Annotated in this window: 11 protein-coding genes; 6 read left to right on the forward strand and 5 right to left on the reverse strand. The window is 71.3% G+C overall.

The window, feature by feature from the left end; genetic code table 11:
* Nucleotides 1-50: 50 nt before the first annotated feature.
* A complete protein-coding gene (locus tag F6B42_RS14165) occupies nt 51-6,332 on the reverse strand; it encodes an OmpL47-type beta-barrel domain-containing protein (RefSeq protein WP_223878530.1) in 6,282 nt (2,093 codons plus the stop codon).
* A 78-nt stretch (nt 6,333-6,410) separates the two neighbouring features.
* A complete protein-coding gene (locus tag F6B42_RS14170) occupies nt 6,411-7,433 on the reverse strand; it encodes a LacI family DNA-binding transcriptional regulator (RefSeq protein WP_150420370.1) in 1,023 nt (340 codons plus the stop codon).
* A gap of 159 nt (nt 7,434-7,592) precedes the next feature.
* Between F6B42_RS14170 and F6B42_RS14175 the strand changes: the two genes are divergently transcribed.
* The 4 genes from F6B42_RS14175 to F6B42_RS14190 all read left to right on the forward strand — a co-directional run bounded on the left by F6B42_RS14175 (nt 7,593) and on the right by F6B42_RS14190 (nt 12,777).
* A complete protein-coding gene (locus tag F6B42_RS14175) occupies nt 7,593-8,897 on the forward strand; it encodes an ABC transporter substrate-binding protein (RefSeq protein ID WP_150420371.1) in 1,305 nt (434 codons plus the stop codon).
* A gap of 61 nt (nt 8,898-8,958) precedes the next feature.
* Entirely contained in the window at nt 8,959-9,864 is a 906-nt protein-coding gene (locus tag F6B42_RS14180) for a carbohydrate ABC transporter permease (protein ID WP_223878531.1), read from the forward strand.
* A 1-nt stretch (nt 9,865) separates the two neighbouring features.
* On the forward strand, nt 9,866-10,789 hold the full coding sequence (locus tag F6B42_RS14185; RefSeq protein ID WP_223878532.1) for a carbohydrate ABC transporter permease: 924 nt from the start codon (nt 9,866-9,868) through the stop codon (nt 10,787-10,789).
* A 2-nt stretch (nt 10,790-10,791) separates the two neighbouring features.
* Nucleotides 10,792-12,777: a glycoside hydrolase family 127 protein gene (locus tag F6B42_RS14190; RefSeq protein ID WP_150420372.1), complete on the forward strand. Its 1,986-nt coding sequence runs from the start codon at nt 10,792-10,794 to the stop codon at nt 12,775-12,777.
* A 688-nt stretch (nt 12,778-13,465) separates the two neighbouring features.
* On the opposite strand, the gene F6B42_RS14200 is transcribed toward F6B42_RS14190, so the two are convergent.
* Nucleotides 13,466-14,521 carry a LacI family DNA-binding transcriptional regulator gene (locus F6B42_RS14200; protein ID WP_150420433.1) on the reverse strand — a complete coding sequence of 352 codons (1,056 nt, stop codon included), beginning with the start codon at nt 14,519-14,521 and terminating at the stop codon, nt 13,466-13,468.
* Between the two features lie 121 nt (nt 14,522-14,642).
* On the opposite strand from F6B42_RS14200, the gene galT reads away from it, so the two are divergent.
* Both galT and galK read left to right on the forward strand, forming a co-directional pair.
* Nucleotides 14,643-15,770, forward strand: a complete 1,128-nt coding sequence (gene galT / locus F6B42_RS14205; protein ID WP_223878539.1) for a galactose-1-phosphate uridylyltransferase — start codon at nt 14,643-14,645, stop codon at nt 15,768-15,770.
* Nucleotides 15,767-16,969 carry a galactokinase gene (gene galK / locus F6B42_RS14210; RefSeq protein ID WP_150420375.1) on the forward strand — a complete coding sequence of 401 codons (1,203 nt, stop codon included), beginning with the start codon at nt 15,767-15,769 and terminating at the stop codon, nt 16,967-16,969. The genes galT and galK overlap by 4 nt, the downstream gene beginning before the upstream one ends.
* Nucleotides 16,970-17,023: 54 nt before the next feature.
* Here the strand turns inward: galK and F6B42_RS14215 are convergent, their stop codons facing one another.
* Complete coding sequence (locus F6B42_RS14215; RefSeq protein WP_191089392.1) at nt 17,024-17,569, reverse strand: ArsR/SmtB family transcription factor; 546 nt, start codon at nt 17,567-17,569, stop codon at nt 17,024-17,026.
* A gap of 46 nt (nt 17,570-17,615) precedes the next feature.
* Nucleotides 17,616-21,212 carry a S8 family peptidase gene (locus F6B42_RS15085; RefSeq protein ID WP_150420377.1) on the reverse strand — a complete coding sequence of 1,199 codons (3,597 nt, stop codon included), beginning with the start codon at nt 21,210-21,212 and terminating at the stop codon, nt 17,616-17,618.
* Nucleotides 21,213-21,225: the final 13 nt, after the last annotated feature.

The following is a 21,225-nucleotide window of genomic DNA, read 5'->3' on the forward strand; positions in this document are numbered from 1 at the left end:
GTGGCGATCGGGAGAAGGGGCCGGGGGTGCGAACCCCCGGCCCCTCGGCGTCACGCCGCGCGGCGGCGGCGGATGATGCCGATCGCGAGAAGCCCGAGCCCCAGCACGAGCACGCCCGCACCGATGCCGATGTTCGTCGCGACAGCGCCGGCATCCTGACCCGTGGCCGGCAGGCCCGTCACCGTGGGCGAGCTCGCCCCGGGCGTGACCACCGTCACCTGTGCGGTCAGCTCGCCGCCCGGAACCACCAGCGCCACGGTGTGCACACCGGCGGTCGCGTAGGCCGGGACGGTGAACACACCGGATGCCGTGCCGTCGGCGCCCACGGTCAGGGTGCCGAGGCGCACCGGCGCCGACCGGAACTCCACCGCGAACACCGTGCCCGGCGTGGCGCCCGAGACGCTGACCGGCAGCTGCCCGCCGGGAGCGATCTGCGAGACGCCGACCCGCAGCACCTCGGCGCCGTTGAGCGAGCCGCTCGGCTCCTGACCCGGGTTGCCACCCGGGTTGCCGCCCGGGTTGCCGCCCGGGTTGCCACCCGGGTTCCCACCCGGGTTCGTCGACTTCGCCGGGATGGCCGCCTCGGCGACCGCGGAGACGTTGCCGGCGACATCGGTCACCCGAACCCGCGCGGTGGTCGCGGCGTCGCCGACGGAGACCGCTCCGCCCGCCGACGTCAGCCATGCGCCGTCACCGAGCCGGTACTCGACGAGCGCCACTCCGGAGAGGGCATCCGTCCCGGCGGGGGTGATGGTGCGAGCCGTCGCGTCCCAGCCGACGGTCGCCTCGGGCGCCGCGGTGTCGCGCTTGACCTCGACCGAGCCGGGCTCGGAGGTGTTGCCCGCGGCATCCTTCGCCCGGAACCACACCGTCGTCGTGCCGTCCGCGGTGACCTCGATGGGCGCCGTGTAGGCCGCCCACGCGCCGTCGCCGACGCGGGCCTCGATCACCGGAGCGTCGTCGCGGTCGTCGATCGCCGTCGCGGCGACCGTGACCGTGCCCGTGTACCAGCCGCTGGCCGGCGCCGCCGGCGACACGGTGGACGTGACCACCGGCGCCTGTGTGTCGGGAACGACCACGTCGGAGTGCTCCCACACCTGCCATTCCTTGATGCCGACGCTGCCCTTGCCCGATTCGGTGCCGACCGGGGTCAGGTTCAGGCGCAGGCGCGTCGTCTCGACGGGGGCGAACTCGACGGTGTTGTAGGCGTCCTTCGCCACGCCGTACGCGCCGGTCGCCTCGACCGGGACCCACGCCTCGGTCTCGGTGTCCCAGTACTCCGCCGCCCAGTCCTTCGGCACGTCGATGCCGAGTCCCTGCGCGTCGATGTTCGAGACGAAGTACACGCCCAGCGAGCCGATGCGGACCGGTTCGGTCCACTCGTACTGCACCCACTGCGGCGAGACCTCGGGCCACACACCCCAGACGTTCGCGTTGTCATTCGGGGTGACATCGCCCGACGAGGTCGGCTGGACGTCGTCGTTCAGACCGTCCACCGTGTTCCACCCCGCCGTGCCCGACGCCGTGGGCGTCGCCAGCAGCGCCACGTTGCGACGCTGCTCGCCGTCGGCCTTCGGGACGGTGCGCTCGACGACCTGCGACACGTTGCCCGCGGTATCGGTCGCCCGCACCGCGACCCGCGTCTCGTCGAGGCCGACGAGCACGTTGCCCGTGATCGCCGTCCACGCCGGGTCGTCGTTCAGCCGGTACTCGACCGATGCGACGCCCGAGGCGGCATCCGTGGCCGCCGCCTTGACCGTCCGCGAGACGGCGTCGGCGGTGACCTCCACCACCGGGGCGGTGGTGTCGATGCGCACGGTCTGCTCGGCCACGGCCGACTGGTTGCCCGCGGCATCCGTCGACCGCGCCTGGAGAACGTGGCTGCCATCGCCCTGGACCGACACCGCACCCGTGTAGGCCGCCCAGGCGCCCTGGTCGACGCGCACCTCGGTGCGCGGGGCCGGATCCTGGTCGTCGGTCGCGGTGACATCCACCGTCACCGACTGCTTGTGCCAGCCCGAATCCGGTGCCGCAGGCGAGACCTGGAAGGCCACCGTGGGCGCCTTCGTGTCGTCTCCGCCGCCACCGACGGTCACAGCAGCCGATGCGGCCTTCGTGCCCGGCAGATCGCTCTGCACCGTGCCGGCGACGGTGAAGTCACCGGCCTGCGCGTACGACGCCGGATCGACGGAGTCCCAGGTCACCGGAAGGTCCTGGCGCGAGCCGTCGTTGAACAGCACGCCGATGGCCTTCGGCAGCACCGGGGCCACACCGACGAGGGTGCGCGTGGTGACCGCGTCGATCTGGTTGATCTGACCCGGGTTGGTCGCGCGGACCCACACCGTCGCCTTGGCCGGCAGCGGCGAGCCGGGCACGATGCCCGACAGCGGGAAGCTGCCCTCGCCCGCGACCTGCGCCTCGGTGACCGGAGCCCACGAGACCGGGAGGTCGGCGTGGCTGCCGTCGGAGTACGTCGCGTCCACCGTCGCGGGCAGCTGCGGCAGGGTTCCCACGGACGTCCGGACATCGATCGGCTCGATCGCCGTCGGGGTGTCGGCATAGACCTCGAGCTCGCTGACCGCCACGGCCGCCCGCGTCGAGCCGGATCCGGCCGCCTCGAGCACGACGCGCAGGCGCGTCGTCGTCACGGCGTCGAAGGTCACCGAGTTGCCGGCATCGCGAGCGACGCCGTATCCCGAGGCCCCCGAGACGTCAGCCCACTCCGAGCCCGTCCAGTACTGCGCCTTCCAGCCCTTCGGAACGTTCACGCCGCTGCCCGAGTTCGGGTCGGACTGGTCGCTCCAGAAGCTGATCTCGGCACCGGCGATGCGCTGCGGGGTCTGCCATTCGTACTGCAGCCAGCGGGTCGCCGGGTGGTTGCCCGACCAGGTGCCCCAGATGTCACTCTGGCTGCCGCCGGTGAACAGCACGGTGCCGTCGTTGACCGCGCGGACGTCGTTCCACGACGCGGTGTATTCGGCGGTCGGCACGGCGTCGGGGGCGACGTTCGCACCGGCCGTCGCCGGCTCGCCCTGCACCGTGACGTCGGCCTGCGACGTCCTCTCGCCGTCGTCGGCGGTCAGGCGCAGCACGTACTCGCCCTCGTCCGAGAACCGCGCCGTGGTCGAGGCCGAGGCCGGATCGTCGAAGAGCACGGTCGCACCCTCGGGCGCGCTCTGCACCGTCCACTGCGCGCTCAGCTCGCCGCTGGGCAGGCCGTCGTCCTTCACCGTCCCGACGAGCGCCGCTGCGCCGCCGACCGAGGCCTGGCGGTTCTCCCACGCCGTCACGAGCGGCGCCTGGTTCGTCGACTCCGGCGCAGCGATGCCGGTGCGGAACACCTGCAGCTCCTTGACACCGGTCTTCGCGCCGGCCGCGTGCGTCGCCGTCAGTCGCACGGCGTCGCCGGTGACCTCGGGGAACTGCACGTGGTTGTAGTTCGCCCGCGGGTAGGCCGGCATGCGCGCCTGCTGCGGGATCGGCGTCCACTGCCCGTCGCGGCGGACCTCGAGGGTGTACACCGACGGCTCCGCGTAACCCGCGGCCGTCGCCGACGACGAGCTGTCGTAGAAGTAGACCCGCGCGTCGTCGAAGGTCTGCTCGCCGCCGAGCTCGACGGTCAGCGCGTCCTTGTCGTTCGGCGACCCGGCGGTGCCCCAGAAGGGCTCGTTGATCGTCGTGCCGTTGACGGCGCCGGCGGGCTCACGCCCGGGAGCGGAGAACGTCGCGGTCGCCGACGCTGCGAGGTTGTCGCTGCCCGTGCTGGCGGTGCGGATGTCGGCGCCGGCCTTGGCGAACAAGTCGACCACGCGGGCGTCGTCGGCGAAGCGCACCTCCTGCGGCGTCTGCACGGCGGATGCCGCGGCCGTCACGACCTCGGCGTCGCCCTCGAGCACCTCGACCTCACCGGTGGCGGGGTCGTAGACGACGTGCGCGAGGTCGTCGACGGTGAACGCGAGCTCGCCGTCGAGGAAGACCGAGTAGCCCTCGGGCACGTCGTCGCCGTAGTGGCGCTCGCCGCCCGGCTGGTCCCACGTGACGGTCAGGTCGCGGTCGCGGAAGCGGATGTTGTTCGCGGTGAAGTGGTCCCACCCGATCGCGATCGGGTCGAGCTCGATCTTGGCGTCGCTGCGGGTGCGGACACCCATCGCGTCCTCGATCATCGTGAAGTTCGTCGCGCCGAGGATCGTGTGGTGGATCCACGAGCGGTAGTCGATCTTCTGCGGATCGGCCGAGCCGTTGGCCCAGAACTCGTTCTGGTCGGGCAGGCGGTTGTCACCGCCGTTCTGGTAGTGGGCCCACGCGTTCCAGTAGAGGAGCTTCTTGTACCACTCGGCGTCGATCGCGTCGGTCGGGTAGTCGCGCAGCACGGAAGACAGCATGCGGAACATCACCGTGGAGTTGATCACCGAGAAGTTGTTGCTGCCTTCGCCGCCGGTGGCGTTGTACGCCGCCTGATCCGCCTGGTTCGCCGTGAAGAACGGGAAGATCGGATACTGCTTGTCGTCGGCGAACAGCCGGAGCGCGTTGACGTAGTCGTCCTTGTAGTCGGCGTCACCCGGCTTCGGCACCAGCCCGACCGCGAAGGGGTAGTAGTTGTTGATCTCCTTCCACGGGACGTGCTCGCCGTTGTTCGCCATCGCGTGCTCGAGCAGCTTGCGGTCGGGGTTCCAGAGCACATCCATGACCTGGGTCTTGATGTTCTGGGCGAACGCGGTCATCTCGTCGGCCTTGGCCGTGTTGCCCGCGGTGCGGTAGGCCTCGGCAGCGGCGAGCGCGTTCGAGTAGAGGTAGGCGTTCTCGGCACGGTCCTGGAAGCCGCCCTTCCAGTGGAACGACACGGCATCCGCGTCGTTGCCGGTCATCGCGCCCCAGTCGTATTCGATGAGCCCGTTGCCGTTGTGGTCGTAGGCGTCGACGAGTCCCTTGACGTCGTACTCGGCGTACTCGGCGAGGTTCTGCGCGATCGCAGTCGGTCCACCGTGCAGCTCGTATGCGCGCCAGGCCGCCTCGGAGATGTACTGCGTGTAGCTGTTGGACCAGTTGGCCGGGTCGCCGGGGTTGTCGACGAACTTGTAGCTCTTGCTCGTCTCGCCCGCCGAGACCCAGGGGCCGTATGAGTAGATGGGGTCGCGGAAGTACTTCAGGTCGTCGATGAACATGCCCGTCGTGAGCACGATCGCGTTGTTGTAGCCGAGCACGCCCTCCATGGACGTCGGGAACTGGTACGTGTTTCCCGGCATGTCGGCGTCGAGGAAGTTGTAACGCATCAACCACCAGCGGTAGTAGAGCGTCTTGTCGATGTTGTCCTCGGGGGTGTCGAGGTAGGGCACGTTCTCGGCCCACCACCGGTTGTAGAGCGTCACGTGAGCGGTGTACGCCGCAGCCGAGGTGGCTTCGCGGATCGAGTCGTAGTCCGTGCGCGAGTCGGCGATCTCGTCGGTCACGAGGCCGAGCTGGACCTTCGCGGACACCGTTCCGCCCGCCGGAACCGAGAGGGTGCGCACGAGCGTCTCGCCGGCGGGGACGAAGTCGTCTCCCGACAGACGCGGCGAGAGCTTCGTCAGGTCGTTCAGCGCCTGCACGTGGCCGACGAGCTCGTCGCCCTCGGCGGTCGTGGCGTACGGCGAGGTCGCGACGAGCTCGACGTCGACCGCGCCGCCCGTCGCCCGGACGTCGAGGTTCGTCACCAGCACGTTCGCGTCGGTGATGAACTTCGTCTGGACGACCTCGATGCCGGCTGCGGCGTTGGTGTGCACGCTCTGCCAGTAGCTCGGGGTCTGCTTGCGCTTCGCGGTGTCCTCGGTGAGGGCGATGTCGGCGCCGCCGATGCGGGCGGTGATCGTGTAGCCGCTGCGGCCGTCGATCGCCTCCCAATAGGCCAGCTGGCCGGCGAAGCCGAGGACGGCCGGGTTGTGCTCCTTCATGAAGGCGGCGCGGCCGCGGGTGAACAGCCACTGGTTGTTGTCGCCGAAGCTGCCCGCCGTGCCGGTGCGGGCGAGCATCTCGTCCATCCAGAAGTCGCTCTGCGCGGTCGATCCGGCCCCGGACGCGACGTCGGCGTCGAAGATCCGCATCAGCTGGTTGCCGGGGGTGTACGTCACCCCCGTGTCCGGCACCGGGTTGGGGCTGCCCGAGAAGGTCGGGTAGCCGATGTCGGTGTTGGCGGCGTAGGCCGGCGCGACCGCGAAGGTCGTCGCCAGCACGGCCGTGACCGCTGCTGCAGCGATCGCGGTTCGCCCGAGCCGACTGGAGGTCGTCGGAGTGCAGTCCACGGTGGTTGATTCCTCTCGGCGCCGTTCGTCGATGAGCAGCGCGTGCGTGGCTGGCACGCTACAGAGAGGTCGAGGAGTTCCGCAACGCTTTTCGGTTATTTCGAAACGCCCCGAAAACGGCGACCCTCCGAAGACTCAGCGGTGGGCGATCGTCGAGCCGCGGATGACGAGCTTGACGGGCAGCTGGTGCGTGCCCGATCCGATGTCGGCGCCGTCGATCGCGTCGAAGATGCGCTGCGCGGCCTGGCGGCCGAGCTGCTGCAGATTCGCGTCGATGCTCGTCAGCGGCGGGCGCGCGTTGGCCGCGAGCAGCTCCCAGTTGTCGTAGCCGATGACTGCGAGGTCCCCCGGCACGTCGCGCCCGAGATCGCGCGCCGTGTCGATGACCCCGCGCGCGATCTGGTCGGAGCCGCAGAAGACCGCGTCGACATCGGGATGCCGCTCGAGCAGCATCGCGGTGGCGTCCCGTCCCCAGTGCTCGGTCCACGCGGCGAACATCGGCTCGGCGATGAAGTCGAGGCCCGCGGCGCCGAGCGCGGCTCGGGCGCCGGCGAGGCGGTCCTGCGCGGCCGCGTACGTCGGGTCGCCGGTGATGTGGGCGATGCGGGTGCGGCCGCAGGAGAGCAGGTGCTCGATGGCGAGCCGGCCGCCTGAGTAGTTGTCGGGCGTGAGCGAGAGATCACGGGCGTCGTCCGACGGCGAGTAGGCGTACACGACGGGGACGGGGATCTCCTGCCCGAGGGAGGGACGCGGGTCGGTCTGCCGCCCCACGACGATGATCCCGTCGACGCGGCGGCTGAGGAGAGCCCGCAGGTGATGCTGCTCGCGGATGGCGTCGCCGCGCGCATCGCAGAGGAAGACGTTGACCTGTCCGGCCCCGAAGGCGTCTTCGGCGCCGGAGAGGATCGGGATCATGAAGCGGCCTTCGAGGTCGCTCGTGAGCAGACCCACCGTTCCGGTGCGCCCGGCGAGGAGGCTGCGCGCGGCCGCGTTGGGCGTGAACGTCAGCTCGTCAGCGGCGGCGAGGACGCGCTTGCGCGTGGCCGGTGCGACATCGCCGCGGCCGTTGAGCGCTTTGGATGCGGTCGCGATCGAGACGCCGGCGCGACGTGCCACATCGCTGAGAGTCGTGGCGCGTTGCCCATCGGTCGGTGCCATCCTGATCCGTTTCCTCATCGTTACATTCGGCCGTCTTGACGTCGGTCATGACCTAGGTTACCTTCCCGAAAGGGATTTCGGTTATTTCGTATTTCCCGACTCACGCGGTGCCCGGCCCGAACGCCGCATCCGCTCAAAGAAGAGCTAGAGGAGACTCCCATGACCCTATTCCGGCGCCGCTCGGCATTCCGCGCCGCGACAGCCGTGCTCATCGCGGGCGCGCTCGTCGGCGGCCTCGCCGCTTGTGCGGGTGGCAACAACGGCGGCACCAACGCCGCCCCCGCCGACATCCCCGCCGAAGGCACCGACGACGGCACGACGCTGACGCTCTGGACCCGCGCGCCGCTCGAGCGCCAGGCGAAGCTGCTCGTCGAGGCCTACAACGCCAGCCACGAGAACCAGGTCGAGCTCACCGTCGTCCCGAACGACGACTACGTCGCGAAGGTCGGCGCCGCCGCAGGCTCGGGCGGCCTCCCCGACCTCTTCGCCGCCGACATCGTCTACGTCCCGAACTGGGTCGAGCAGGGCCTGTTCCAGGACATCACCGACCAGATCGACGGCCTCGACTACAAGGACGAGATCAACCCGGGCCACCTCTCGGCGGGCACGGTCGACGGCCAGGAGCACGTGCTGCCCTTCGTCCTCGACCTGTCGATGCTCATGTGGAACAAGGAGCTGTTCGCCGAGGCGGGCCTCGACCCCGAGAAGGCGCCCGCCACCCTCTCCGAGTTCGCCGACGCCGCCAAGGCCGTCCAGGGCCTCAACAAGCCCGGCGTCTCGGGCACCTCGACCGGTCTCAACTGCGGTGGCTGCCTCGTGTTCACGTGGTTCCCGTCGGTCTGGGCATCGGGCGAAGAGGTTCTCAGCGACGACGGCACCGAGTCGCTCCTCGCGGGAGACGCCGCGAAGGAGGTCTACAGCACCTGGCAGGATCTCGAGTCTGCCGGGGCCGTCGCGCCGGGCTCGGCCGACGAGACCGGAGCCACCTGGGTCGCCGGTTTCCAGGAGGGCAACGTCGGCGTCATGCCGTTCCCCGCCACCCTGCTGTCGGGACTCGACTTCGAGGCCGGCGTGGCCGGCATCCCCGGCGTCGACGGCGGCGCGTCGACCTTCGTCGGCGGTGACGGCATCGGCATCTCGAAGGACTCCGACCAGTCCGCGCAGGCGTGGAACTTCCTCTCGTGGATGATGTCGGAGGACGCTCAGGTCGAGGTGCTCGCCAAGGACGGCAACGCCGTCTCGCGCGGCGACCTCGCCGAGAACACCTACGCGTCGGAGGACCCGCGTCAGGTGACGATCAACCAGGTCGCCGCCGAGGGCAAGACGCCCGTCGCGCTGAACTTCCAGCAGGCGTTCAACGCCCCGGGCAGCCCGTGGCTGAACCTCGTCCGCAACGCTGTGCTCGACGGAACGTCCACCGTCGACGCCGACAACGACGAGATCACCGCGATCCTCGGTCAGTGACACCCCCGGGGGCGTCGCCGCACGGCGGCGGCGCCCCCACCCTCGCTCCGGAAGGAATGACGTGGCACTCACCACATCACCGCGCCGCACCCGATATCGGCGCACCGCCCTCGGCGGACCGATCCAGGGGTGGCTCTACGCCGCCCCGACCGCGATCTTCGTCATCGCCCTGTTCCTCATCCCGCTCGTGCTCGTGCTGCAGATGTCGGGCTCGGACTGGCCGCTCCTGCGCGGCAACATGGGCGCGAACTTCCCGACGAACTTCGCCGAGGCGCTCGATCACCGCCTCTTCTGGGACTCGGTCCGCTTCACGCTCGTCTACACCGTCATCACGACGGTGCTGCTGATCGGCCTCGGCCTCGGTCTCGCTCTGCTCGTGCAGGAGTCGACCGCCTGGAAGGGGTTCCTGCGCACCGCGTTCCTGCTGCCGAGCGCGCTCGGCCTGGCCTCGGCATCCCTGCTCTTCTACGTCCTCTACTCCCCCATCGCCGGCCCGTTCGCCGGGCTCATGGAATCGTGGGGCGTCACCTTCCTCGGCACACCCGACGGCGCGCTCTGGTCGACGGTGTTCCTCATCGTGTGGCGCTACGCGGGCTTCTACATGCTGCTGCTGCTCGTGGGCCTGCAGGGCATCCCCGAGGACATCTACGAGGCCGCCCGCATCGACGGCGCCTCACGGTGGCAGATCTTCCGCGACATCACGGTGCCGCTGCTGCGTCCGACGTTCGCACTGACGACCGTCATGTGCGTGACCGGGTCGCTCCTGGCGTTCGACCAGTTCTACATCCTGACCAAGGGCGGTCCGGACAACAGCACGATGACCGTCGTGCAGCTCATCTACAACATCGCGTTCCAGGGGCAGAACAATCTCGGCGTCGCCGCGGCCCTGTCGGTGATCATCCTGCTCGCCCTGGTCGTCATCAACGTCGTGCAGCTGCGCGCGTTCCGTCGCCCCGAGGAGGCCTGACATGGCTCTGACCGACGCCCCCGCGGGCTCCATCCCGCCCGCCGCTCCCGACACCACCCGAACGATCGTGATCCCGAAGGGGCGCGGCCGCGAGCGTCGACGTCCGACCGGACGACTGCTGTGGGGCATCCCCTCGACGGTCTTCACGGGCGCGCTGGCGATCATCTTCCTGTACCCGCTCGTGTGGACCGGCGTCGCCTCGGTGAGCCCGCAGGCCGGCACCAGCCAGACCGATGGCTGGGGCTTCGGCAACTACGTCACACTGGCGAACTTCCAGTCGGGCATCTGGGTCTACCTCGGCAACTCGCTGTTCGTGTCGCTGCTGACCGTGGCTCTGACCCTGCTGACGTCGTTCCTCGGCGGGTACGCCTTCGCCCGGTTCAGCTTCCCCGGCAAGAACATGCTGTTCCTGCTGGTGCTGGCGATCCTGATGGTGCCGTACGCGACACTCCTCATCCCGCTCTACGTCATCCTCAACGCGGTGGGCCTCCAGAACTCGCTGGTGGGCGTCGCGCTCGTGCTGACGATGTTCCAGCTGCCGTTCTCGATGTTCATGATGCGGATCTCGTTCGAGTCCGTGCCGCGCGAACTCGACGAGGCAGCCCTCGTCGACGGATGCACGAGCTTCGCCGCGCTGTGGCGGGTGCTGCTGCCGGCGGTGAAGCCGGGCCTCATCACGGTGGGCCTGTTCGCGTTCCTCACCGCGTGGAACGACTTCATCGCTCCCCTCATCCTCATCAACGACACGTCGCGGATCACGCTGCCCCTCGCGGTGGCGAACCTGCGCGGTCAGACGATGGGCGTCATCGACTACGGCGTCACCGAAGCCGGTGTCGTCGTGCTCGCCCTGCCCTGCATCGTCCTGTTCCTGATCCTCCAACGCCACTACGTGCGCGGCTTCATGTCCGGCGCCTTCAAGGGATGACCATGTCCACCACCTTCCCCGTCCTCTCCTCTCCCGCGCTGGCGCCCGCACCCGTCGCCGCCCCCGTCGTCCCCCCGCAGTCGCGGCTGCGCCCGCTCGGCCTGGGCGAAGTCCGCATCACCGGCGGCTTCTGGGGCGAGCGTCAGCGCGTCAACGCCGCCCACACCCTCGACCACGTCCTCGGACGGCTGGAGTCGGAGGGCTGGCTGCCCAATTTCGATCTCGCTGCGGAAGGCGCTCTCCCGCGCGGTCGCCGCGGTCGCGAGTTCGCCGATTCCGAGATCTACAAGTACCTCGAGGCCGCCGCGTGGGAGATCGGGCGCAGCAGCGATCCGAGCCTCGAGGCGACCTTCCGCTCGGTCGTCGCCCGCGTCGGTGCGGCGCAGGAACCCGACGGCTACCTCAACACGGAGTTCGGCCGCCCCGGGCAGGGCGAGCGCTGGTCGGACCTCGAGTGGGGCCACGAGCTGTACTGCCTCGGCCACCTCTTCCAGGCGGCCGTCGCCCGCGAGCGCACCCGTCCGGGAGCCGACGACGGCCTGCTCGAGATCGCCCGACGCGCGGCGGACCTCGTGTGCGAGGTGTTCGGGCCGAGCGGCATCCCCGCCTTCTGCGGACACCCCGAGATCGAGACGGCCCTGGCCGAGCTCGGCCGTGTGACCGGCGAGGCGCGCTACCGCGAGCAGGCCGAGCTCTTCGTCGCGCGCCGCGGGCACGAGACCCTGCGCGACATCGAGTGGGGTCGCACCTACTTCCAGGACGACGTGCCCGTGCGCGACGCCGAGGCGCTCGCGGGGCATGCCGTGCGGGCGAACTACCTCGCCGCCGGGGCGGTCGACGTTGCGGTGGATGCCGGCGATGACGAGCTGCTCGGATCGCTCCGGCGCCAGTGGGCGCGCACCCGCGGCCGCCGCACCTACATCACGGGCGGCCAGGGGTCGCACCACCAGGACGAGGCGTTCGGCGACGACTTCGAGCTGCCGCCGGACCGCGCCTACTCCGAGACGTGCGCCGGCATCGCGTCGATCATGTTCTCGTGGCGGCTGCTGCTGGCGGAGGGCGATGCGGCCTACGCCGATCTCATCGAGCGCACCCTGTACAACGTGGTAGCGACCTCGCCCGCCGCCGACGGACGCAGCTTCTTCTACGCGAACACGCTGCACCAGCGGGTGCCGGGCATCCCGGCCGATCCCGAGGGCACCTCGCCCCGGGCATCGTCGTCGCTGCGCGCCCCCTGGTTCGAGGTGTCGTGCTGCCCGCCGAACGTGGCGCGGACGCTCGCGAGCCTCGACGCGTACGTCGCGACGGCGGATGCCGACGGCATCCAGCTGCACCAGTACGCGCCGGCCGAGATCCGCACGACTCTCGAGGACGGGCGCGAGATCTCGCTCGATGTGCAGACCGCCTACCCGGCGGCGGGCACCGTGCGCGTCGCCGTGAACGAGGATGCCGCGAGCCCGTGGACGCTGTCGCTGCGAATTCCCGAGTGGGCCGCCGGCGCGCGGCTGCGGGTGCTGGACGGCGCCGGCGCTCCGGTCTCCGACGAGGCTGCGGAGCCGGGCACCGCGTCCGTGCGTCGCGCGTTCCGCGCCGGAGACGTCGTGGAGCTCGACCTGCCGATCGCGCCGCGCGTCGTGGTTCCCGACGGGCGCATCGACGCGGTGCGCGGCTGCGTCGCGATCGAGCGCGGCCCCGAGGTGCTGGCGCTGGAGTCGGTCGACCTGCCCGGCGGCGCCGATGTGGGCCGTGCGGCGCTGACGGCCGACGCGACCGAGCTGACTCCGGAGGAGCACGACGGCCGGGTCTGGCTGCGGGTGGGTGTGCGCGGTGAGGATGCGCCGGGCTGGCCCTACGGCTCGACCGGCGCGGCTGCGGGTACGGCGGCGGGCGTCGAGGCGGAGGCGGGCGCCCTCGTGCCGCTCGTGGCCTACCACGACTGGGGCAACCGCGGTCCGTCGACCATGCGGGTCTGGCTGCCCCTGAGCTGACCCCCGGGGCTGGCCCCGCTGTGCCGGCCCCGCTGCGCCGGCCCCGCTGTGCTGGCCCCGCTGTGCTGGCTCACCTGCCGGCCCTGCCGCACGCCCCGCTGTGATGGCTCACCTGCCGGCCCTGCCGCACGCCCGATGGCGCCGCACCCTCACCCGGGTGCGGCGCCATCCGCGGTCTCATCCAGCTGTCCCCGCCCGCACGCAGCCGTGCCCGATCTCAGGAAAGGCCCCGGCCCATGGCGCCCGCCGCCCCCCGCGCTCGACCTTTCTCCTGAGAACCGCACCAGACCCCGCGCCGCACCTCGACGCCCCCAGCACCCGGCACCCGGCACCCGGCACCCGGCACCCGGCACCCGGCACCCGGCACCCGGCACCCGGCACCCGGCACCTGGCACCTGGCACCCGGCGACAGCACGCAGCCGTGCCCGATCTCAGGAAAGACCCCGACCCACGGCACCCGCCGCCGCACGCACACGCCCTTTCTCCTGAGAACCGGACCCCATCCCACGCCGCAGCTCCCCGGCCCCCGGCCCCTCTCCCCGGCGCCGCCCCTCCCCGGCCCCGCACCCGGCGACCGCACGCGGCCGTGCCGATCTCAGGAAAGACCCCGACCCACGGCACCACCGCCACGCGCATGCGCACTTCTTCCTGAGAACGGGACCACACCCCGCGCCGCGACTCCGAGGAGCTACCGCCTAGGCGGAGCCGTGCTCGCGCGCACGACGAGGGTCGCCGGCACGATGCTGGGCGCCGCAACGGGCTCAGCCGACTCAGCCGGCTCCGTCGCTCTCGTCGACCGGATGCCGCCCGCCGCCTCCCCCACCAGGCTCGCGACCACGCGCTCCCCCAGCTCGTCGAAGTGCTGGCGCACGGTGGTGAGCGGGGGCAGGTAGTTCGCGGCATCCGCGACATCGTCGAAGCCGACGACCGACACGTCCTCGGGCACGCCGAGTCCGCGCTCGGCGAGCGCCCGCAGCGCTCCGAGCGCCATCTGGTCGTTCGCGACGACGACCGCCGTCGCGCCCGACGCCGCCCCGTGCCCGATCTTCCCGCGCTCGATCAGCTCGCCGAGGGCGCGGCGCCCCGACTCGGACGACCATTCGCCGCGCACGACGGGCGGCGCGTCGAGACCCGCCGCGGCGAGGGCCGACCGCCAGCCGCGCTCGCGCTCGGCGGCCGCGTAGGACGCCGCTGGTCCGCCGATGTGCGCGATCGCCCGGTGCCCGAGCTCGATCAGGTGCCGGGTCGCCGCGGCGGCGCCGCCGGCGTGGTCGGTCTCGACGCGCAGGTAGCGGTCGTCGGCCGGCGAGTCGACGACGGCGAAGCGAAGGTCGCTCGGCAGATCGGCGGCGTGCGCGAGGGTCGACGCCTCGTTGACGACGACGACGCCGTCGACCCCCTGATCGCGGAGCCGCGCGAACGCCGCGGGCAGCGAGTCGCCGATCGTCACGAGTGCGACGTCGTAGCCGCGCTTCGCCGCAGCCTCGGTGACGGCTTCGAGCATGAGCGAGTTGCCGACCGTCGCGAGGGTCGACACGACCGCGCCGATCGTGCCGGTGCGGCCGGTGCGGAGAGCACGGGCCGCGCGGTGCACGCGGTATCCGCTGTCGCGCATCGCCTGCTCGACGCGGGCGCGGGTGGCGGGATCGACGCGAGGACTGCCGTTGACGACGCGCGACACGGTCTGCCCCGAGACGCCGGCGCGCGCGGCGACGTCGGCCATCGAGGGTCGCTTCCCGTCCATGCCGCCTCCCATGTTGACGATAACACGCACCATCGCCTACCGTGTTGACGTGACCACGCCCGATCTCCCCGCGCCCGACGACCAGCACGTCACCCAGCACGTCACCCAGCACGTCACCGAGCTGGGCTCCGGCATCGTGAAGCGCTCGACGCGTCTCGCCGACGGCCGCGAGCTCATCTACTACGACGACCCCGACACGACGCTGCCGCCCGAGCGGTCGATCGACGCGCGCGAGACCGCCGGCCGTCCCGCCACCGCGACCATGCGCCGCGACGTGCTCACCGGCGACTGGATCTCGGTCGCCGCCTCCCGGCAGAACCGCGCCTTCCTGCCCCCGGCCCACCTCGACCCGCTCGCACCGCAGACGCCCGAGAACCCGTCGGAGGTGCCGAGCCGCTACGACGTCGCCGTCTTCGAGAACAAGTCGCCCTCGTTCGGTCCCGCGCTTGCAGAGGCCACCGCCGACGCGCCCGCCGCCGACGACCCGCCCCGCGGACTCGACGATCTCGCCGCGCCCGGCCTCGGTCGCACGCGCAGCTCGGTCGGACGCTGCGAGGTCGTCTGCTTCTCCCCCGAGCACGAGGGCTCGTTCGGAACCCTCACCCGGGTCCGCGCCCGCACCGTCATCGAGGCGTGGGCCGACCGCACCGCCGCGCTGTCGGCGCTGCCGGGCATCGAGCAGGTGTTCCCGTTCGAGAACCGGGGCGAGGCGATCGGGGTGACGCTGCAGCATCCGCACGGGCAGATCTACTCGTACCCCTACATCACGCCGCGTACGCAGCAGCTGCTCGCCGCGGTCGAGCGCGAGGGCGCCGACCTGTTCGAGCGGATCGTCGAGTTCGAGTCGGCCGGTCCCCGCGTCGTGCTCTCGGCCGAGCACTGGATCGCGTACGTGCCGTTCGCCGCGCGCTGGCCCATCGAGGTGCACCTCGCGCCGCGACGCCACGTGCCCGATTTCGCCGAGACCACCACCGCCGAGCGCGACGAGCTCGCGGATGTGTACCTGCGGCTGCTGCGCGGCGTCGACGCGCTCTACGGCGATCAGACCCCGTACATCGCCGCGTGGCACCAGGCGCCGGTGAACGTCGGCCGCGACGCGCTGCGTCTGCACCTGCAGCTCACGTCGCCGCGGCGCGCCGCCGACAAGCTCAAGTTCCTCGCCGGATCCGAGGCGGCCATGGGCGCCTGGATCGGCGACGTTCCGCCCGAGACTTCTGCAGACCGACTCCGAGAGGCGATCGCCCGATGACCGACACGACCCACGATGCCACCGCCCGGGCCCACGCCCTGCTGAGCGAACTGACCGGCACCGCCCCGATCGGCACCTGGTCGGCTCCCGGCCGCGTGAACCTGATCGGCGAGCACACCGACTACAACGACGGCTTCGTGCTGCCGTTCGCGATCGACCGCCGTACGGTCGTGGCGGTCGCGCCGCGCACCGACGGCCGCATCCGGGTCGCGTCGACCTTCGCCGACGAGCCCGTCGAGGTCGAGCTGTCGGCCGTGCCGACGCTGTTCCCGAGCGACGAGATCCCGGAGTGGGCGGCGTACCCGCTCGGTGTCGCCTGGGCGGCGCTCGCGACGAGCGGGACGGATGCCGCGGGCCTCACCGGCCTCGATCTGGCGATCGCCTCGGATGTTCCCGTCGGCGCCGGCCTGTCGTCGTCGGCGGCGATCGAGGGCGCGACCGCCGCGGCGGTCAACGAGGTCTGGGACCTCGGACTGGATGCCGTCGCGCTCGCCCGCGTCGGACGCCGCGCCGAGAACGAGGCGGTCGGCGCCCCGACCGGCATCATGGACCAGATGGCCGCGATGCTCGGCCGAGACGACGCGGGGATCTTCCTCGACTGCCGTTCGCTCGAGGTCGAGGTCGTCGACCTGGGGCTCGCCGCGGCCGACCTCACGATCGTCGTGATCGACACGCGCGTCTCGCACGCGCACTCCACCGGTGGCTACGGCGAGCGCCGCGCTGCCTGCGAGCGGGGAGCTGCGGCGATGGGCGTTCCGGCGCTCCGCGATGTCGCGGTCGCCGACCTCGACCGGGCCGAGGGGCTCGTGCGCGACGGCGTCATCGACGAGGTGGCCTTCCGCCGCATGCGGCACGTCGTGACCGAGGACCAGCGCGTGCTCGACGCGGTCGCCGTGCTGCGCGAGCAGGGTCCGACCGCGATCGGCGACCTGCTGCTCGCTTCGCACGCGTCAATGCGCGACGACTTCGAGATCTCGACGCCCGAGCTCGACGCCGCGGTCGAGGCCGCGATGGGTGCGGGAGCGCTCGGCGCGCGCATGACCGGCGGCGGATTCGGCGGCGCGGCGATCGCGCTGACCCCGCGTGACCGGGTCGAGGCGGTGACGGATGCCGCGGCATCCGCCTTCGCCGCCGCCGGCTTCACGGCCCCGTCGGTCTTCACCGTCGCGCCCTCGCAGGGCGCCCGCCGCGACTCCTGAGCCCACCGCGACTCCTGAACCGCCCGCGGCTTCGAGTCGCGGGCGGTTCGGAGGTCAGAGCCGGTCGCGCACGACGGACCACATGTAGTACGCCGTCGTCGGCGAATCGTCGCTCGAGGTCCACTGCCTCGCCTCGTACTTCTCGACGATCGCCGCCATCTCGGCCTGCATCGCGACGAGATCGTCAACACCGAGGCGGACGCGTCCGGTCGCCAGCGGTGTGTCACTGGGTGTGCCGCCTTCGTCGACCTCCTCAGGCTCCGCGAGGGCGGCCGAGATCCGCGAACGCACCGGCGCGAGGTAGGCATCGACCATCGCCTGCCGCTGCGCCGGGTTCTCCAGCCGGCTGACGAGGATCTCGTACGCCGTCGCGGGAGCCCGCCAGCGGCGCTCGCGCCCGTCGGACGTCTCGTCCGCCGCCTGGATCAAGTGTTCGGCGTGAAGCATCCGCAGGTGGTAGCTCATCGAGCTCGGGCTGACGCCGGTCACCGCGGCGAGCTCCGTCGCGGTCAACGCACGCTGCGTCGCGAAGAGCTCCTCGAACGCGATGAACCGCGCCGGATGGGCGAGCGCTTTCAGCTGCGAGGGCTGCTGAATCACGAGTTTCGTCTCACCCACCGGCACGGTTCACCACAGTATCCGCTCGTCACACCCCCGGCGCGTCGCCCGTCGGCGCCGCCGCAGCTTCGGCGGCTGACCGCCGGCGCCGCATCACGAGCAGGGCGCCGCCCGCAGCCGCGAGCAGGATCGCCGCGACAGCCGCCGTCAGCGGCACCGCCCCGCCCGTACTCGCCAGCGGGCCGTGCGAGCCTCTGGAAGCGCCTGCGCCGGGCGTACCCGCACCGATGCCGGGAGCCGGCTGCTCGATACCCGGCGACGGGACGGGCGGCGTGGACGGCTCGCCTGCGCCCGGCGTGGCGGCCTCGGCAATCGCCGAGACCGACGCACGGTTGCCGTTCTGTCCGTGCAGGTGCAGCACCAGGATGCGCGCGGCCTCCTGGTCCACCGAGTCGCGGTGAGCGGCCAGCACTCCGGCGCGATCAGCGAAGATCGCGGTGCCGAAGCCGGTCTGCCCGGTCTCTCCGAACCAGACGGCAGGACGGAAGACGTCGAAGGTCGCACTCGCGGTGTCATCGACGAGGAAGCTCCGCGGCTCTTCGCTGTTGCCGAGCGAGTAGAACGACTCCGTGCGCACCCGGTAGGTGATCGTCGGGTCGGTCGTATCTGGCGTGTAGCCAAGCGCCTTCAGCGACACCGGCAGCACGAGCACGTTGTTGTCGAACTGGTTCGTGTCGACCGAGCCGTCGAATCCATTGAGCGGGCGGCGGTCGACGACACCCTGCGATGAGGCGTCGTAGGTCACCGCGAACGGTTGATCGACGGAACGGTCGACCGTGTAAGTCGTGCTGAAGTCGATCAGTTCGTCGGCGTTCACGTCGAAGTCGACCGTGACCGGGTTGAACGGTGCGAGCCGGTTCCAATCGCCGTCCATCTGGATGCCGAAGCTCAGCACACCCTGCGAGGGGTCGGTGAGCTGCGGCGCCGTCGATGACACACCGACCGCGCGGATGTCGACCGAGTTCAGCGTGGTCGCCGCCGACGTGTCGGGGAAGGTGTCGTCGGGGTCTTCGATGCCGAGCTGGAAGGGCGCCATCAGCGATGCGAACCGCTCGCCACCCGTGCCCTGCTCGACGCCGCGACCGCCGATCGTGATCGATCCGTCGAGTGCGTCGTGCGCGAAGGATGCCGCGGACACCGTCGTCGCCGAGGTCGGCTTCGGCGCGGCGAACACAGCCACGCGCAGGGGCGACTGGTCGGCGGCGCGCGGCGTCAGCTGCACGACGCCCGAGGCATCGGCGACGAACTGGCGCGGCACCTGCGACTGCGTGCGCGACATGGTCGGCTCGATCGAGCGCCGCAGCGCCGCAGGATCGGCGATCGAGAGGGTGACCGTGAACGCTGCGGAACCCCCGGCCGGCACGGTGATGCTGTCGCGGTCGAGCGTGTAGCTCGCGCCCGGCATCTCCGAGCGGGCGAGGTAGGCGAGATCGAACGTGCGGTCTTGCGTCCCGTTGTTGACGGCGGTGAACGGGCGCGTCTGCGTGATGGGCGCATCGCCCACCTCGATCACACCGAACGAGCCGGTGACCAGGCCCGCGTTCTCATCGCTCGACACCAGGACCTGGTTCTCCACGGCGTCGAGAGCGTCGACGCGACCGCCGCCGACTCTGGTCGGTCCGTAGGCGATGCCGTCGGGACCGCCCGTCGTGATGTCGTGGGCGGCCGTGTTCATGATGCCCGTCTTGATCTGAGCGGGGGTCCACTCGGGGTGCGCCTCCGCGACCAGGGCCGCGACTCCCGCGACGAGCGGAGATGCCATCGAGGTTCCGCTGAGGATCGCCGGTCCCGTTCCCTTGCCCTTGCCGGCCGAAACGATGCTCACGCCGGGCGCCGCGACGTCGGGCTTGACGACGTCGTTGTACGACCCGTGCAGACCGCGCGAGGTGAAGCTGGCGATCGTGTCGGCCAGTTCGGGCCGGTCGAGGGTGAACTCGCCCTCGCGGGCGGGATCGAGCGAGACGACGAGGGTTCCGCCCTCGAGAGCGGGACGCAGCGTCTGCGTCACTGTGCGCGTCATCTGGAGCCCCGGGGTGAAGTCGTTGCCGGCGATGCCGCCTTCGAAGACGTCGACAGTCGAGGTGAGCAGGACGCCGATCGCGCCGGCATCCGAGGCGTTGCCGAAGCGCGTCGCCGAGCCGCATGCGAGGTTGGCTTCATCCCATTCGAGCCAGGCGATCTTGCCGGCGAGGCGTTGCCGGTCGCTCTCGCTGAAGGCCGTGCAGCCGTCGGCCGCGCCGACGGCGAGTGGCGCGGCGACGCTTCCGGTCGCGGTTGCCGAGCGCACGCCTTCCGAGTACTGGCCCGGGTGCGCGCCCGCGAGGTTCGCCGGCGCATCGACCGAGAATCCGCTCTGAACGACGTTGCCGCTCGAGGTCGCCGCGACGGCGAGCGCACGCGCTGCGTTGCCCGGAGCGCCGGCGATGTCGGTCACGTCACCCGCGTTTCCGGCCGCGAGGACGGGCAGGACGCCGACATCGATGAGGGCGTTGACCTTCGCCGATTCGGGGTCGTCAGGCGCGCCGAAGTCGGAGCCGAGCGAGAGGTTGACGACGTCGATGTCGACACCGTTCGCGATCTGCTCGCCGACCCAATCGAGCGCCGCGCCCGTGAGCGCAGTGCTGCCTCCGTTGTCACCGAAGACCTTGAGGGCGAACAGGCCGGATGCCGGTGCCGCGCCCGGTCCTACCTCGAAGTTCTGCAGGGCCGTCTCGTCGAGCGAGGCGGCGTCGCCGGTGAAGGTCGCGCCTCCGTCGAGGACGCCGTAGCCCACAGCTGTGCCGGCGACGTGCGTGCCGTGTCCGCCGCCCGGACCGTCGATGGGATTGTCATCGGGAACCGGGAACGGGTCATAGGTCGGAACCGACGAGTCCGCGTTGTAGGTGGGCCCGGCGAAATCGAAACCGCCGAGGTACTTGGCGGGGTCGGCGAGGTCGGAGCCGGGCGCGTTGGTCGACGAGAGCGCCGCCGCATAGGCCTCGACCGTACCGGGGCCGCCGAAGTCAGCATGGGTGTAGTCGAGTCCGGTGTCGATGACGGCGACATTGACGCCCTCCCCCGAACGCCCGGTCTGCTGCCACACCTGCAGCGCCTGGACGAACGCGTCCGAGGCGGCGTTGGCGGGGTCGGTCGCCTGCGGTTCGTCGATGGTGCGCAACACGATCGGCGAGACCGACGTCACTCCGGGCAGGTCGGCGAGCGTCGCGAGCGCCTCGGCGTCCGCCTGCAGAGCGACGCCGGGAACGGTGTAGCGCGAGACGTAGAGCACCTCGGTCTCCGCGTCCTCGGCCTCGACGACCGCCGCGGCCTCATCGGCTCGCTCGTCGATCTCGTCGACCTGAGCCTCGACCCGGGGGTTGTCGGCGGTGGCCTTGCCGGTCGCGTCGAGGGCGACGTCGAGCGCGCTCTCCTCGTCGAAGGCGACGAACACGGCGGTCGTGCCCGAGAGCTTCGCGAGCGACGCGGCGATCGATCCCTCCGGCGACAGCGGCGCGTCGTACGCGAGGCCGTCGAGCGTCAGCGTCGTCTCGGCGGCCGCGCTCAGCGCGGTGGTCGAGATCGCCAGGCAGGGCAGCAGAGCGGCCGCCGCGCCGACGCGCAGCATCCGTGTGGTGCGGTGATTCATGAATCGTGACTTC

This window comes from Microbacterium radiodurans (assembly GCF_008710705.1).
Lineage (GTDB): Bacteria > Actinomycetota > Actinomycetes > Actinomycetales > Microbacteriaceae > Microbacterium > Microbacterium radiodurans.

Coding starts and splice junctions, on each gene's coding strand:
- F6B42_RS14200 (WP_150420433.1), bottom strand. CDS start 14,521: ATGGACGGGAAGCGACCCTCGATGGCCGACGTCGCCGCGCGCGCCGGC.
- F6B42_RS14185 (WP_223878532.1), top strand. CDS start 9,866: ATGGCTCTGACCGACGCCCCCGCGGGCTCCATCCCGCCCGCCGCTCCC.
- F6B42_RS15085 (WP_150420377.1), bottom strand. CDS start 21,212: ATGAATCACCGCACCACACGGATGCTGCGCGTCGGCGCGGCGGCCGCT.
- F6B42_RS14175 (WP_150420371.1), top strand. CDS start 7,593: ATGACCCTATTCCGGCGCCGCTCGGCATTCCGCGCCGCGACAGCCGTG.
- F6B42_RS14170 (WP_150420370.1), bottom strand. CDS start 7,433: ATGGCACCGACCGATGGGCAACGCGCCACGACTCTCAGCGATGTGGCA.
- F6B42_RS14190 (WP_150420372.1), top strand. CDS start 10,792: ATGTCCACCACCTTCCCCGTCCTCTCCTCTCCCGCGCTGGCGCCCGCA.
- galK (WP_150420375.1), top strand. CDS start 15,767: ATGACCGACACGACCCACGATGCCACCGCCCGGGCCCACGCCCTGCTG.